Source organism: Modestobacter italicus (genome assembly GCF_019799965.1).
In the GTDB taxonomy this organism is placed as follows: Bacteria; Actinomycetota; Actinomycetes; order Mycobacteriales; family Geodermatophilaceae; genus Modestobacter; species Modestobacter italicus_A.
On sequence record NZ_JABGCJ010000003.1, the window covers coordinates 296,052 to 310,511 of the forward strand.

Here is a 14,460-nt window from a genome sequence, read left to right on the forward strand (position 1 = left end):
TCGTCAGGAGAACTCGCCGGCCACCCAGCGGTCGATGATGTGCCGGGCGATGGAGACCGTCGGCGGCAGCGCCTGCGGCCCGGTGCCCGAGCGCAGCTCGTCCCGGGTGAACCAGCGGGCCTCCTCGATCTCGTCGTGGTCGATCCGCAGCTCCTCGCCCGTGGCGCGGGCGACGAAGCCGAGCATCAGCGACTGCGGGAACGGCCACGGCTGGCTGGAGACGTACCGGACGTCGGTCACCGCGAGGCCGACCTCCTCGGCCACCTCACGGGCCACCGCCGCCTCCGCTGACTCCCCCGGTTCGACGAAGCCGGCCAGGATGGAGAACCGGCCCGCCGGCCACACCGCCTGCCGGCCCAGCACGCAGCGGTCGCCGCCGTCGTGCACGAGCATGATCACCGCCGGGTCGGTGCGCGGGAAGACCTCCCGGCCGCTCTCCGGGTCGTGCTGCACCCAGCCGGCGCGCGCCATCGTGGTGGCTGCGCCGGTGATCGGGGAGAACCGGTTCCGCTCGTGCCACTCGATGATGCCGACCGCCTGCACCAGCAGCCCGGCGTCCAGGTCGCCGAGGTCGGCGCCCAGCTCGCGCAGGCCGGCCCAGGTGTCGACCGGGCGGCCGCCGACGGTCAGCGTCCGCGGGGCGCGCAGGGCGGCGTAGGGCACGCCGTCGGCCTCGCCGAGGTAGATGCCGCCGTCGGGGAAGGACGGCCGCTCGTCGTACTGCAGCTGCGGCCCGTCGGGCCCCTCGTGCACCGGCACCGAGCGCCGCTCGTCGACCAGCAGCACCCGCACCGGCCGGCCCTGCGCGGGGTCGGGCAACGAGCGGGCCAGGTGCCCGCGGTCGTGCGCGGTGCGCGAGAGCAGCGGGACGTCGGTGACGACGCCGGCCGTCCGGTCCTCGGGCCAGTCGCCCCGCGCCGGCGGCGGTGGGTCGTCGGCCGGGCTGCTGCCGCCGGGCGGGACGGTCACGCCTGCTCGGCGGCGGGTGCGGTGACCTCGACCGGCCCGAGCACCCGGAGCTGGTCGGCGACCTCCTCGGCGTCACCGACGACGACCGCGGTCAGCCCGGCGGGAGCCAGCCAGCGGCGGGCGGCCTCGGTCACCTCGGCGACGGGCACGGTGGCCAGGGCGCGCTGGTGCTCGGCGAGCCACTCCGCACCGAGCCCGGCGCCGAACAGCGCCGAGAGCGTGCTGGCCAGGCCGGCGTGCGTCGACGTCCCGAGGGCCATGGTGCCCAGCAGGTACCGCCGGGCCGAGTCGAGCTCGGCCTCGGTCACCGGGGTGAGCGCCATCCGGCCGAGCTCGTACACCGTCTCCAGCAGCGCCGGCCCGGTGACGCCGGTGGCGACGTCGGCCTCGACGGTGAAGGAGGACCCGGCCATCAGGTGCTCGACCGAGCTGCGCGGGCTGTAGGTGTACCCGCGGCGCTCGCGGATGTTCTCCACCAGGCGGGAGGAGAAGTAGCCGCCGAAGACCATGCTGGCCAGCCGGACGGCGGGCAGCTGCGGGTCGGTGCGCCCGGGAGCCGGGCCGCCGAGCCGGACGTTGGACTGCACCGCACCGGACCGGTGCACCAGCTCCAGCGGGCCGGGGACCAGGGTCGGCACGGGCGCGGCGCTGACGGCCTTGCCCTCGGCCACCCAGCCGGCCAGCGCGGTGCCGACCGCGTCGGTCGCGGCGACCGGGTCGACGTCGCCGACCAGCACCAGGGTGCTGCCGGCCGGCAGCACCCGGTCGCGGTGCAGCTTGCGCAGGGCGGCGGGCGTGACCGCCGCGACCAGCTCGGCCGCGGGGAGCTGCTGGGCGTAGGGGTGCGCGCCGTAGCGGCGGGCGGCCAGTGCCGACCGGGCGATGACGCCGGGCTGCGACCGGGCGATGCCGATCCGCTCGACCACCCGCGACCGCTCGGCGTCCACCGGCCCGGCCGGGTAGGTCGCCGCGGTGAGCAGCTCGGCCACGAGGTCGAGCACGGGGCGGAGGCCGCCGGGCAGCAGCGTGGTGGACAGCAGCATCCGGTCGGCGTCGGCGGAGACCGACAGCTCGCCACCGTGGGTCTGCAGCAGCTGTGCGATCTCCAGCTGGTCGCGCCCGGCGGTGCCGAGCAGCAGCCCGCCGGTCAGCACGCTGGTGCGGGCGGCGTGCACGGCGGCCTGCCGCGGCGCGGACGCGGCGAAGGGCACCCGCAGCCGCAGCTCCACCAGCGGCACCCCGGGGCGGGGCACGACCACCAGCTGCAGCCCGTTGGGCATCGTCGTCCGGTGCACCTCGGGGACGGGCGTCGGCCGGGGCTCGCCCAGCGGCGGGACCAGGGAGAGGTCGAGCACGGGGGCACTCATCGGGCAGCTCCGGTCGCACGCAGTTCGAGGATGGCGGCGGTGTCCGGCGAGAGCCCGCGGGCCGCCGTCTGCACCTGCTCGGGGGTGACCGCGGCCAGCCGGGCGGCGAGCTCGCCGGCCAGCTCGGCCCGGCCGTGGATCAGCTCGGCGGAGGCGAAGCCCAGGGTGCGGCCCAGCACGGAGTCGGCCTGCTGGAGCAGCTGCGCCTCGGTGCGCGCGGTGACCCGGGCCAGCTCGTCGGCGGGGACGCCGTCGGTGGCGACCTTGTCGACCTCCTCGTGCACCGCGGCCAGCACCCGGTCGACCGGCACGTCGGCCGGGTGGTGCACCTGGCTGACCAGCAGTGTGGCGTCCCGGACGTCGAACGGGTCGCCGAACAGGCCGAGGTAGCTGCTCTGCGCCACCGCCAGCCGGTCGGTGTGCAGCAGCCGCCGCTCCAGGCGGGAGGCGTCGCCCTCGCTGAGCAGCTCGGCCAGGAGCACCGTGCCCAGGTAGGTGTCCAGGTCACCGACCGGGTCGGGCACCCGCCAGCCGATCGCGACCGCGGGGGCCGGGGCGAGCCGGTCCTCGACCACGCCGCGGCGCACCGTGGTGGGCGAGGGTTCACCGACGGCGGGTGCGGGCGGGGCCGGGCGGGCCGGCACCTGGTCGAACCAGCGCCGCACCAGCGCCTCGGTCTCGGCGACGTCCAGGTCACCGCCGATGCACAGCACGGCGTTGGCCGGGGCGTAGTACCGGGAGAAGAAGTCGGTGGCGTCCTCGACGGTGGAGGACTCCAGGTCGACGAAGGAGCCGTAGCCGTCGTGGGTGTTGGCGAAGCTCTCGAAGGCGATCGGCGGGAGCTGCAGCCACGGGAACGCGCCGTAGGGGCGGTTCAGCACGTTGACCCGGATCTCCTCCTTCACCACGTCGATCTGGTTGCGGAGGTTCTCCTCGGTGATCGCCGGCGCCGCCATCCGGTCGGCCTCGAGGAAGATCGCGCGCTCCAGCGCCTCGGCGGGCAGCGCCTGGAAGTAGTTCGTGTAGTCCTGGTGGGTCGACCCGTTGAAGGTGCCGCCGGCGGCCTGCACGAGGCGGGCGTGCTCCATCTTCGGGACGTTCGCCGACCCCTGGAACATCATGTGCTCGAAGAGGTGCGCGAAGCCGGTGCGGCCCGGCGGTTCGGAACGCATGCCGACGTCGTAGAAGACGCTGACGGCGACGACGGGGACACTCCGGTCGGGCGCCAGGACCACGCGCAACCCGTTGTCGAGCGTGAACCGCTCCACCGGGTGCCGCAGGACCAGGTCACCCTGAGCTGCTGTCACGCGAACGACCCTAACCGCGCCGCACGACACGCCGTCGGGGGGACGGTCCGCCCCACCCCGACCGGGTGGGGCGACGAACGCTCCCACCCGGAGCCCGGGTTGCCCGGCTGTCGCCCGCCTGCCAGGTTCATGATCATGATCTCGCCACCGGACGATCACCGCGCCCGCTCCGCCTTCGTGCGGACCTACGGCTACATCTGCGTCGTCGGAGCTGTCATCGGGGTGGCCGCGACGGCGTGGGCGCTGACGTGGGACCCGGGCACGGCGGTGGTCTTCGCCGTCCTCACCGTGTTGCTGTTGCCCGCGTACCTGCTCGTCCGCCGTCGCGCCGGGAGCCGGAGTCGCTGATGCACCCGCCGGCCGTGCGCCTCACAACACGTCGACGTCGGCCAGCACGCGGTCGATGACGCCGTACAGCTCTGCGTGGGTGTTCGGGATCGACAGGTACAGCAGCGCCGGGTTCGGCTTGCCGACGTCGATCAGCAGCAGGGCGGCCCGTTCCCCGGTGGCGTCGTAGCCCGCGGCGTCCCAGGTGAGGTCGAACTCCAGCACCCATGCCTCGGCCCCGTCGACGGTCAGCGCCTCGTCGCGGCGCACGGTGCGTTCGTTGGGCTGCGGGTAGTACAGCTGCCGGACCGAGTCGGCCACCGCCTGCGTCGTCCCCTCGAGCGTGCCGGTGCCTCCGCCCCAGCCGTAGGCCTCGACCAGTGGCCCGGAGGTGCACTGCGCGATGAAGACGTCGACGGCGCCCGGCAGGTCCTCCTGGGTGACGAAGTACTGCCCGGCGGTCTCCTCGGTCTCCAGCTGGACGCCGCGGTCCCACTCGTACCAGCCGTCGCCGAGGAACGGGTAGGAGATGCCGGCCGCCTCGTCGATGATCCGCACGGTGCCGGGCGGGAACGTGCTGCGCGGCTGTCCGGGGGTCGCGATGGGCGGGTCGTCGTCCTCCGCCGCGGTCGGCGTCGGGTCGTTCCCGCCGGCCAGCACTGCGATCAGGGCGAGGACCGCGACGACGGCGAGGGCACCCAGCCCGAGCAGCAGGCCGGTCCGCCGGCGAGGTCGCTGCGGATCCGGGTCTCCCCAGGCGTCCCAGGCCGTCGACGTCCGCGGGGTGGGGGACGGCTCGAAGGCGCGGCCGACCGAGACCCCCGGCCCGGCGGGGGTGGTGACGTCGGACCAGACCTGCCCGTTCCACCAGCGGACCAGGCCCGGCGCGCCGTCCGGGTCGGGGTACCAGCCGGGAGCCGGCATGGCGTGCTGCTCCCCGGGAGCACCCCAGCCCGGTCCGCTCATCTCGTCCCCCCGGGCCGGCTCAGCCGGCGGTGCGGCGCACGGCGGCCAGCTCGCGCCACAGGTGCGCGGTGGCCTCGGCGCCCCGGTAGAGCATCGGCAGCAGCACCCGCTCGTTCGGGGAGTGGATGCGGTCGGTGGGCAGGCCGGCGCCGAGGAAGACCAGCGGGGCACCGAGCTGCTCGGCGAGGTCGGCCTCGGGTCCGCTGCCGCCCTCCTTCATGAACAGCACCTGGTCGGCCTGGCTGTCCCAGGCCTGCGCGATGGCGGTGAGCAGGGCGTCCATGTACGGAGAGTCCAGGTCGCTGGCGCAGGGGGCGACGCCGCCGGCGGGCACGTGCACGTCGGCCTCGATGCCCGCGGGCAGGTTCGCCTCGACCCAGGCCTGCACCATCGGGCCGATCTCCTCCGGCCGCTGGTCGGCGACCAGCCGGAAGGTGATCTTGGCGTGCGCCTCGGCCGGGATGATCGTCTTGTGGCCGGGGCCGGAGTAGCCGCCCCACATGCCGTTGACCTCGGCGGTCGGCCGGGCGCCGATCCGCTCCTGGGTGGAGAAGCCCGCCTCGCCGGCGGTGGTGCGGGACGCGGCCGGGCCGGCCAGCCACGCGGCCTCGTCGAACGGGACGCGGCCCATCAGGTCGCGCTCGCGGTCGGACAGCGGGCGGACGGCGTCGTAGAAGCCCGGCAGGGTGACCTTGCCGTCGGCGTCGTGCAGGGACGCGACCAGCTCGGCGAGGGCGTGCAGCGGGTTGGGGACGGCGCCGCCGAAGGAGCCGGAGTGCAGGTCGACCTCCGGGCCGCGCAGGGTGATCTCGGCGTCGGCGAGGCCGCGCATGCTCGTCACCGCGCTGGGCAGGTCGGGGGCCGCCATGCCGGTGTCGCTGACCACGACGACGTCGCAGTCGAGCCGGTCGCGGTGCTGGCGCAACAGCTCGGCGAAGTACGGGGAACCGGACTCCTCCTCGCCCTCGATGACCATCTTGACCGTGACGGCGGGGGTGTCCCGGCCGGTGGCGGCCAGGTGGGCGCGCATGCCGAGCAGGTGGAAGGCGACGTTGCCCTTGTCGTCGATGGCGCCGCGGGCGTGCAGCTCGGGGCCGTCGGGGGTCTCGACGCGGGTGGGCTCGAACGGCGGGTGCTGCCACAGCTCCAGCGGGTCGACCGGCTGGACGTCGTGGTGGCCGTAGACCAGCGCGACCGGCGCAGCCTCGTCGGCCGAGGGCCACTCGGCGAAGACGGCCGGCGCACCCTCGGTCTCCCAGATCTCCACGGTCGGGAAGCCGGTGCGGCGCAGCGCCTCGGCCAGCCACTCGGCACTGGCCCGGACGTCGGCGGCGTGCGCCGGGTCGGCGGAGATCGACGGGATGCGCAACCAGGCGTCCAGGTCGGCGTGCAGGTCGTCGAGGTGGGCGGTGACGAAGTCGCGTTCGGCGGAGCTGCTCACGGGCCGAACGGTAACGCGCGCTGCTGGGCGGGCCCGGTGGGGCGCGGGCTAGGTTGCCTGCATGGCTGTGGGGATGCTGCAGGTGGACGTCGGCGACCTGACCTTCGACGTCCGGACCGACGGACCCGAGGACGGCCCGCCGGTGCTGCTGCTGCACGGCTTCCCGGAGACGTCGCTGAGCTGGTCGGCGGTGACCCCCCTGCTGGCCGGCGCCGGGCTGCGCACCTACGCCCCCGACCAGCTGGGCTACTCCCCCGGTGCCCGGCCCGGCGAGGTGGACGCCTACGCACTGACCAACCTCGTGCAGGTGACCGCGGACCTGATGACGGCGTTGGACGTGCCGGTCGCCGACGTCGTCGGGCACGACTGGGGCGCCAACGTGGCGTGGGGCCTGGCCGCCTGGCACCCCGACCGGGTGCGCACGCTGACCGCCGTGTCGGTGCCGCACCCGACCGCCTATGCGCTGGCCTTCCGCGCCGACCCGGAACAGAAGGAGCGTTCGGCGTACATCAAGCTCTTCCGGCAGGCCGGCAAGGCCGAGGACGTGCTGCTGGCCGACGACGCCCGGCGGCTGCGGCGGCTGCTCGACGCCCCCGGGGTGCCAGCCGAGGCCGTCGACGGCTACGTGCGGCAGCTGTCCGCGCCGGGCGCGCTGACCGCGGCGCTGAACTGGTACCGGGCGATGGACTCCTCGACCCGGGTGGACCCGGTGGAGGTGCCGACGACCTACGTGTGGAGCGACGGCGACGTGGCGGTGGGACGGACCGCCGCCGAGGCGTGCGCGGACCAGGTGACCGGCGACTACCGCTTCGTCGAGCTGGCCGGGATCACCCACTGGGTGCCGGAGCAGGCACCCGAGCAGGTGGCCCGGGCGGTGCTCGACCGGGTCGCCCGCGGCCCGGAGCTGCACCCCCGCGCCGGCGTCCACGCCCCGCCCAGCTGAGCCCCGCCTCTGGTCGCGAGATCTGCGATCTCGTGGCTCTCAGCGCCCGACCACCACGAGAACGCAGAACTGGGCACCGGACGTGGCGGCCCCGACGACCGGCCACCGCCGGTCGGCGGGGCCGCCTCCACGACCTCAGCGGGCCGAGGGCTGCGATCTCGTGGCCAGCACCGCCACGGTGACGACGAGACCGCAGATGTCGGTCACGCGCCGGTGACGAGGGTGAGGAGGCCGGCCTCGTCGAGGAGGTCGACCGGGCGCAGGGTGACGCCGGCGGCGACGTGGTGGAAGCCGGCGCTGACCCGCTCCACCGGGACGCCGGTCAGGCGGGACCAGCCCAGCCGGTAGGCGGCCAGCTGCACCCCGGCGGCGGCCAGCTCGGCCGCGCCCGGCACCGGGCCGGTCTTCCAGTCGATGACCTCGTACCCGCCGTCGGGGGTGGCGTAGACCGCGTCGATCCGGCCGCGCAGGGTCAGCGGGCCCAGCGGCGTCTCGAACGGCGCCTCCACGTCGACCGGCTGGCGGTCGGCCCACTCGCTGCCCAGGAACGCCGTCTGCAGCGCGGTGAGCGCCTCGTCGGGTGCGGCCGCGGCGTCCCCGCTGCCGGGCAGCTCGTCCAGGTCGATCAGCCGGGAGACGCCGAACCGCTCCTCCAGCCAGGCGTGGAACGCGGTGCCCCGCCGGGCCAGCGGAGCCGGCGCGGCGGGCATGGGACGGCGCAGCCGGCGGGCCAGCTCGCCGGGGTCGCGGCGCAACGCGACCAGCGCGGACACCGACAGGTGCGCGGGCAGCGGCACGTCGACGGTGCCGCGGGAGTGCTCGGCCCGCTCCCGGAGCAGCAGGTCGGCGTCTCGCAGCCAGTCGGCGACCAGCGGGTCGTCGGTGGCGTTCAGCGCCTCGGCGGTCAGCGGGTGCGGCCGGCTGGCGGCGACCAGCTCGGCGGCGGCGGTCAGCGCGCGCCGGCGACCGGAGGACAGCGGGTCGGTCGGCCAGACGCCGACCGGCCACTCCGCCAGGGCCGGGTTCTCCGCGTCGTCGGCGGGTGGCTCGGCCCAGGCGTCGACCACCCCGGCGCCGTCCTCGCAGGCCTGCTTGACGGCGAGCAGCAGGGACGACGGCCCGCAGACGGTCTTGCCGTCACGCCACCAGCTGCCCGAGCAGAGCAGCAGGTGCTTGGCCCGGGTCACCGCGACGTAGCCGAGCCGGATCTCCTCGGCCAGGCCGAAGTCCTTCCACTCGGCGACGTAGTCCTCCAGCGCGTCCCGGACCGCGGCCTGGTCGCCGGAGCCGGGCACCGGCAGGTGCAGCCGGGGCAGCTCGGCGCGGTCGGTGGTGCGCAGGTCGACCGGCACCGCCCCCGGGTCGCGGATCCAGGAGTCGGAGGCGTCGCCCTTGGCCGGGAACTGGCCGACGGTCATCCCCGGCACCGCGACGACGTCCCACTCCAGGCCCTTGGCCGAGTGCCCGGTGAGCAGCTGCACCGCCTCCGGGTTGACCGCCACCTCGCCCGGCTCCAGCCCACGTTCGCGCACCTCGGCGTCGGCCAGGTAGCCGAGGAAGGCCGGCAGCGAGGGCAGCTCGGCCAGCTCGCTGAACTGGGCGGCGACCTCGTGCAGCGCGTCCAGGTGGGTGCGGGCCCCACCGGGGGTGACGTCGGGGTGGCTGGCCAGCTCGGTCTCCAGGCCCAGGCTGCGCACCACCTCGTCGACCAGGTCCGGCAGCGACTCCCCGAGCCGGGTGCGCAGGGCGGCCAGCTCGCGGCCCAGCCGACGCAGCCGCTGGTGTCCCTCGGCCGAGTAGGCCTCCGGTCGGCCGAGGTCGTCGAGGGCCTCGATGATGCTGCCGCGCTCCCGCGGCGGAGTGGGCGCCGCGGGCGCTCCGGGCTCGGGCGGGGTGGCGTCCTCGACCGGCGCGGGGGCGGAGCGTTCGCGGACCAGCGCCCGGGACCGGGCTTCGAGGGCGGCCAGGTCGCGAGGGCCGATGCGCCAGCGGGCGCCGGTGAGCAGCCGGCCGAGTGCGTCCCCGGCGGTCGGGTCGACCAGCACCCGCAGGGTGGCGACCACGTCGGACACCTCGGGCACGTCGAGCAGGCCGCCGAGGCCCACGACCTCCACCGGGAGCCCGCGGGCGCGCAGCGCGGCGGCGATGCCGGGCAGCTGGGCGCGCCGACGGGCGAGGACGGCGATCGTGGGGCGCTTCGCCGGCGCGCCGGGTGCGGCGTCCTCGCTGCCCTTCCAGCACCGCTCCAGCCGGTCGGCGAGGGCCTCGGTCTCCTCGGCGACGGTGTCGTACAGGCCGACGTGCACCGCGCCGGGCCCGGCGACCGGTGCGGGCTGCAGGTCCGGCAGCGGCTGCTCGGGCTCGGGCAGCGCCGCGGCGACCGCGTTGGCGACGGCCAGCACCGCCCGGTCGTTGCGCCAGCTGGTCGACAGGGTCAGCCGCTCCGCGGGACGGTCCGGCGTGCCGGGGAAGGTGCGGGCGAAGCGCTCGATGGTGCCGGCGGAGGCACCGCGCCAGCCGTAGATCGACTGCCGCGGGTCGCCGACGGCGAGCACCGGGTGCCCGCCCGGCCCGCCGAAGAGCGCCTCCAGCATCCGGAGCTGGCCGACGCTGGTGTCCTGGTACTCGTCGAGCAGGACGACCCGCCAGCGGGCCCGCTCCCGCCGGCCGACCTCGGCGGAGGTGACCGCCACCCGGGCCGCGTAGGCGACCTGGTCGGCGTAGTCGATGGCACCGGCCGCGCGCTTGCGGGCCTCGAACGCCTCGACCATCGGCAGCAGCGCGACCCGGGCCCGCTGGCGCGCCAGGACCTTGAGGACCTCGGCGTAGGGGCCCTTCTTCCGGCCCGCGTCGGGGTATCCCGTCAGCTGGGCCTCGAAGCGGGCCGTCCAGGCGCGCAGCGCCGCCGGGGTGACGTCGTGCTCACCGAGCTCGGCGGCCAGCTGGAGCACGTCCTCGGTGGTGGTGACCAGGCCGAGCGCGACGTCGCTCATGTCGCCGGTGTGCCCGGCGACGGCGGTGGCCGCCTGCCCCCAGCACATCGCCGGCCCGAGCACCCCGGAACCGGGCTCCACGCCGATCCGCAGTCCGTGCTCGGCGACGATGCCGGCCGCGTAGCCGTGGTAGGTCGCCACCGTCGGCGCGGCGACCGCGAGCCGCTCGCGCAGCGCCGGGTCGGTGTCGGGGTGCTCGGCCAGCGCACCCAGGCGCAGCCGCACCCGGGCGTTGAGCTCGCTGGCGGCCTTGCGGGTGAAGGTCAGCCCCAGTACCGCCTCCGGAGCGACCAGCTGGTTGGCCACCAGCCAGGCGACCCGCGCCGCCATCGTCTCCGTCTTCCCCGACCCGGCACCGGCGACGACGACCAGCGGCCGGTCGACCGGCGCGGACACCACCCCGGCCTGCTCCGGCGACGGGGCGTAGGTCAGCCCGCAGCGGGCGGCGACCTCGGCCGGGGTGAGCAGCCGCGGCGGCTCGGGCGCCACGACCGGCACCATGCCGGGCAGGTCGAAGCTCAACTGGCCGTCGGAGGCCGTCGTCCGCGGCGTCATCGGGTGACCTGCCGGCCGGATTCCTGCATCGGGCAGCTGCGCCGGAAGGCGCACCGCTCGCAGTCTGTGTCGGTGCGCGCGGTGAACGACGCTCCGCCCATGCCCTCCCCCACCTCGGCGATCAGCTCGCCGGCCCAGCTCTCCCGCGGGTCGACGTCGGCCGGCAGCGGTGACTGCACGTGTTCCTTGGCGGCCTTCTGCGCGCCGCCGACCTGCAGCAGCGCCGCCCCGCCGGTGGTCGTGCCGTGGTCGGCGAACGCGCCCTCGGTGACCGCGAGCTGGTAGGCGGCGAGCTGGCCGTGCTCCTCCACCGCCCGGGGTGCGGTCTTGCCGGTCTTGAGGTCGACGACGACCAGCCGGCCCTCGCCGTCGCGCTCCAGCCGGTCGACCTGGCCGCGCAGCCGGGCGCGGCCGACGGTGACGTCGAAGTCCTCCTCCGCGGCGACCAGCTCCCGGTCGGCCCGGGCGTGCCAGGCGAGGAACTTGGTCAGCATCTCCTGGGCTCGGTCCCGCTGCCGCTGGTCGAACCAGCCCGGCCCCAGGTCGAGCCCGTCGAGCTCGGCGTCCAGGACGGCGGAGGCGTCGGCGGGCGGCAGCCCCTCGGCGACCTGCTGGGCGACGTCGTGCACCGCCGAGCCGACCGTGCGGGTGGCCTCGGGAGCCGCCTCCGCCCCGACCGCGCCCAGCACCCAGCGCAGCGGGCACCGTTGGAAGGTGTCGATCGCCGAGGGACGCACCGGCACGACGTCGTCCGGGTCGACCAGCGGCGCGTCGTCGGACAGCGGGGCGAGCCCCCACCACCCCGCCGGGTCGGCGCCGGGCACCCGCTCCTCGGCCAGCCGGCGCAGCACCGCGGCCGCGCTGGACCGCCGGGCCGGTGGCGTCTGCGGGTCGGTGAGGTGGCGGCGCAGCTCGGCGACGAGCGCCGGCAGGGTGAGCTGCCGGGGCAGCGGGGTGTGCGGCCGGACACCGTCGCCGTCGGCCGGCGGCGCGGCGACCAGGTCGAGGAAGCGCGAGGCGGTGGCCCCGGCGTCCCCGCCGTCCAGCGCGCCGTCGACGGCGGTGACCAGCAGTCGGCTGCGGGCCCGGGTGCAGGCCACGTAGAACAGCCGCCGCTCCTCGGCCAGCGCGTGGGTGCGCCGGTCCAGCGTCGCCGGGTCGGTGCCGCCGGCGGCGTCGACGAGGTCCTCGGCGCCCAGCAGGCTGGCCCGGCTGCGCAGGTCGGGCCACACCCCCTCCTGCACGCCGGCGACGCAGACCAGGTCCCACTCCAGGCCCTTGCTGGCGTGGGCGGTCAGCAGCCGCACCGTCTCGCCCACCTGGGCGCGGGCCGCGCCGCTGTCGCCGGGCAGCTGCTGTGCGCCCAGGTGCTGCACGAAGGCCGCGACACCGGCGTGCGGCAGCCGGTCCACGAAGCCGGCGGCGGCGTCGAACAGCGAGACGACGGCGTCCAGGTCACGGTCGGCGACCGCGCCGGTCGGGCCTCCGGCCGCGCTGGCCCTGGCCCACCGGTTCGCCAGGCCGCTGGCCTGCCACATCGCCCACAGCACGTCCTCCGCGGTGCCGTCGGTGGCCAGCGCCAGCCGGCCGGCGGCCAGCACCGCGGACACCCGCAGGGCCGGGCGGGCGACGTGCTCGGGCACCGCGTCCAGCAGCGTGCGGTCGGCGAGCAGCGTGGCCAGCGGGGCGCCCCGCACCGCGGCGTCCTCGCCGCGCTCGGCCATCGCCCGCCGGGCCGCCCGCCGCAGCCGACGCAGGTCGAGCACGGTGGCGTTGCCCAGCGGGGAGGCGAGCAGCGCCTCGGCGCCTGCCTCGTCGAGGCCGGCCTCTCCTGCACCACCGTCGCCGGCGGGGGTGCCGGTGGCCGGCGGCAGCAGGGCGGTGAGAGCGGCCAGCAGCGGCTGGACCGCCGGTTGGCCGGCCAGCGCGACGTCGTCGGCGGAGACCGCGACGGGCACCCCGGCCTGGGTGAGCGCCCGGCGCACCGGGCCGAGACCGGACGCCGCCGACCGGACGACGACGGCCATCTGCGACCACGGGACGCCGTCGAGCAGGTGCGCCCGGCGCATCGTGTCGGCGAGGAAGGCCGCCTCCACCGCCGGGGAGTCGAAGACGTGCACCTCCGCCGAGCCCGGGTCGATGCCCTCACCGGGCACGAGACGGCGGTGCTCCCACGGCCCTGGCAGCCCCTCGGCGACCCGGCGGCTGACGGTGAGCAGCTCCGCCCCCGAGCGCCGGCACACGCCGAGGGAGAGGCGGGGCGCCGAGCGGCCGTCGCGCTGCCGGAAGCGGGTGGGGAAGTCGATGATCCCGCGGGGCTCGGCGCCCCGGAAGGCGTAGATGGCCTGGTCGGGGTCACCGACCGCGACCAGGTTGCCGCCGCCCCCGGCCAGCAGCTCGACCAGCTCGACCTGCGCCGGGTCGGTGTCCTGGTACTCGTCGACGAACAGCCAGCCGGCCCGCTCCCGCTCGGTGCGCAGCAGTTCTGCGTCGTCCCGGAGCTCGTCGATCGCGGTGCGCACCAGCTCGGCGGGGTCGTAGCCGGAGGCCCCGCCGCGGGCGATCGTCTGGAACCAGGAGACGTCCTGGTACTGCCGCAGGAAGTCCGCCGCGGCCTCCCAGTGCGGCAGGCCGCGCTCCTTGCCCCAGGCGGCCAGCCGGCGGCTGTCGATCCCCCGTTCGGTGGCGCGCAGCAGCAGGTCGCGCAGCTCGCCGCGGAAGCCCTCGGTGCCCAGCGCGGCGGCGAGGTCGGCCGGCCAGCGAACGGCGCCCTCCTCGTCGGCGTCACCGCGCAGCAGCTCGGCGACCACGGCGTCCTGCTCGGCGGAGGTGAGCAGTCGTGGCGCCGGCTCACCGCGCAGCACCGCCGCCCGGCGCAGCACACCGAAGGCGTAGGAGTGGAAGGTGCGGGCGACCGGCTCGCGGATGGTGCGGCCGACCCGCGCGGTGATCCGGGTGCGCAGCTCGGCGGCCGCCTTGCGGCTGAAGGTGAGCACCAGCAGCCGTTCGGGGTCGGCGCCGGCGTCGATCCGGGCGGCGACCGCCTCGACGATCGTGGTGGTCTTGCCGGTGCCCGGGCCGGCCAGCACCAGCAGCGGCCCGCCACGGTGGTCGACCACCGCCTGCTGGGTCGGGTCCAGCCGGGGCCGGACGACCGGCACCGCCTCCGGCTGGACCAGCCGGTAGACCGGTGCCGTCTCGACCGCTGCGCTCCCCGTCTCCCCCCGCACCCCTCGATGAGACCACGGGGGGACGACAGTCCCCGTCGCCCCGCCGGGCCCTCAGTGGTCTGCGTCGGGCCAGCCGACCGCCGCGAGGTCCACCCGGGGACCACGCAGCGGCACGCCCTCGGCGGCCAGCAGCTCCAGCTGCCGGACCCGCACCGGCTCGGCGGCCGTGCCGTCGGCCCGCACCACGCGGTGCCACGGCACGGCCGCGCCGCCGCCGGACAGGGCACGCGCGACCCGCCGGGGCCCCACCCCGACCAGTCGCCCGATGGCCCCGTACGTGCTCACCCGCCCCGGCGGGATCGCCTCGACCACGTCGTAGACGGCCTCGTCGACGTCCGCCGGGTCGGGTGGACCGGTCATCC

General features: G+C 76.4%; 10 protein-coding genes. 2 read left to right on the forward strand and 8 right to left on the reverse strand.

What is annotated here, in order from left to right:
• Positions 1-3: 3 nt before the first annotated feature.
• Genes nudC through HLA93_RS09020 form a run of 3 tightly spaced genes read right to left on the reverse strand, consistent with a single transcriptional unit; the run spans position 4 to position 3,643 of the window.
• Entirely contained in the window at positions 4-969 is a 966-nt protein-coding gene (nudC, locus tag HLA93_RS09010) for an NAD(+) diphosphatase (protein ID WP_222194047.1), read from the reverse strand.
• The gene (locus HLA93_RS09015) at positions 966-2,336 is read right to left on the reverse strand and encodes a M16 family metallopeptidase (protein WP_222194048.1); all 1,371 of its coding nucleotides are present in this window, start codon (positions 2,334-2,336) and stop codon (positions 966-968) included. Before HLA93_RS09015 ends, nudC begins: the two co-directional genes overlap by 4 nt.
• Positions 2,333-3,643, reverse strand: coding sequence for a M16 family metallopeptidase (locus tag HLA93_RS09020; RefSeq protein WP_222194049.1), 1,311 nt, complete (start codon positions 3,641-3,643; stop codon positions 2,333-2,335). Before HLA93_RS09020 ends, HLA93_RS09015 begins: the two co-directional genes overlap by 4 nt.
• A gap of 135 nt (positions 3,644-3,778) precedes the next feature.
• Between HLA93_RS09020 and HLA93_RS09025 the strand changes: the two genes are divergently transcribed.
• Positions 3,779-3,991: a hypothetical protein gene (locus HLA93_RS09025; RefSeq protein WP_222194050.1), complete on the forward strand. Its 213-nt coding sequence runs from the start codon at positions 3,779-3,781 to the stop codon at positions 3,989-3,991.
• A 21-nt stretch (positions 3,992-4,012) separates the two neighbouring features.
• Here the strand turns inward: HLA93_RS09025 and HLA93_RS09030 are convergent, their stop codons facing one another.
• Both HLA93_RS09030 and HLA93_RS09035 read right to left on the reverse strand, forming a co-directional pair.
• Positions 4,013-4,936: a DUF2510 domain-containing protein gene (locus HLA93_RS09030; RefSeq protein WP_246626147.1), complete on the reverse strand. Its 924-nt coding sequence runs from the start codon at positions 4,934-4,936 to the stop codon at positions 4,013-4,015.
• Positions 4,937-4,955: 19 nt separating this feature from the next.
• A complete protein-coding gene (locus HLA93_RS09035) occupies positions 4,956-6,377 on the reverse strand; it encodes a M20/M25/M40 family metallo-hydrolase (protein ID WP_222194051.1) in 1,422 nt (473 codons plus the stop codon).
• 61 nt (positions 6,378-6,438) lie between these two features.
• On the opposite strand from HLA93_RS09035, the gene HLA93_RS09040 reads away from it, so the two are divergent.
• On the forward strand, positions 6,439-7,320 hold the full coding sequence (locus tag HLA93_RS09040) for an alpha/beta fold hydrolase (protein ID WP_222194052.1): 882 nt from the start codon (positions 6,439-6,441) through the stop codon (positions 7,318-7,320).
• Between the two features lie 203 nt (positions 7,321-7,523).
• Here the strand turns inward: HLA93_RS09040 and HLA93_RS09045 are convergent, their stop codons facing one another.
• The 3 genes from HLA93_RS09045 to HLA93_RS09055 are packed head-to-tail and all read right to left on the reverse strand — an operon-like array spanning position 7,524 to position 14,458.
• Positions 7,524-10,868: an ATP-dependent helicase gene (locus HLA93_RS09045; protein ID WP_222194053.1), complete on the reverse strand. Its 3,345-nt coding sequence runs from the start codon at positions 10,866-10,868 to the stop codon at positions 7,524-7,526.
• On the reverse strand, positions 10,865-14,098 hold the full coding sequence (locus tag HLA93_RS09050; RefSeq protein ID WP_222194054.1) for an ATP-dependent helicase: 3,234 nt from the start codon (positions 14,096-14,098) through the stop codon (positions 10,865-10,867). The genes HLA93_RS09045 and HLA93_RS09050 overlap by 4 nt, the downstream gene beginning before the upstream one ends.
• Before the next feature lie 51 nt (positions 14,099-14,149).
• Complete coding sequence (locus HLA93_RS09055) at positions 14,150-14,458, reverse strand: MGMT family protein (protein WP_222194055.1); 309 nt, start codon at positions 14,456-14,458, stop codon at positions 14,150-14,152.
• Positions 14,459-14,460: the final 2 nt, after the last annotated feature.

Bases quoted from the DNA above. Each gene is read 5' to 3' on its own strand.
- HLA93_RS09015 (WP_222194048.1), bottom strand. From the start codon at position 2,336: ATGAGTGCCCCCGTGCTCGACCTCTCCCTGGTCCCGCCGCTGGGCGAG.
- HLA93_RS09025 (WP_222194050.1), top strand. From the start codon at position 3,779: ATGATCTCGCCACCGGACGATCACCGCGCCCGCTCCGCCTTCGTGCGG.
- HLA93_RS09030 (WP_246626147.1), bottom strand. From the start codon at position 4,936: ATGAGCGGACCGGGCTGGGGTGCTCCCGGGGAGCAGCACGCCATGCCG.
- HLA93_RS09040 (WP_222194052.1), top strand. From the start codon at position 6,439: ATGGCTGTGGGGATGCTGCAGGTGGACGTCGGCGACCTGACCTTCGAC.
- HLA93_RS09045 (WP_222194053.1), bottom strand. From the start codon at position 10,868: ATGACGCCGCGGACGACGGCCTCCGACGGCCAGTTGAGCTTCGACCTG.
- HLA93_RS09055 (WP_222194055.1), bottom strand. From the start codon at position 14,458: ATGACCGGTCCACCCGACCCGGCGGACGTCGACGAGGCCGTCTACGAC.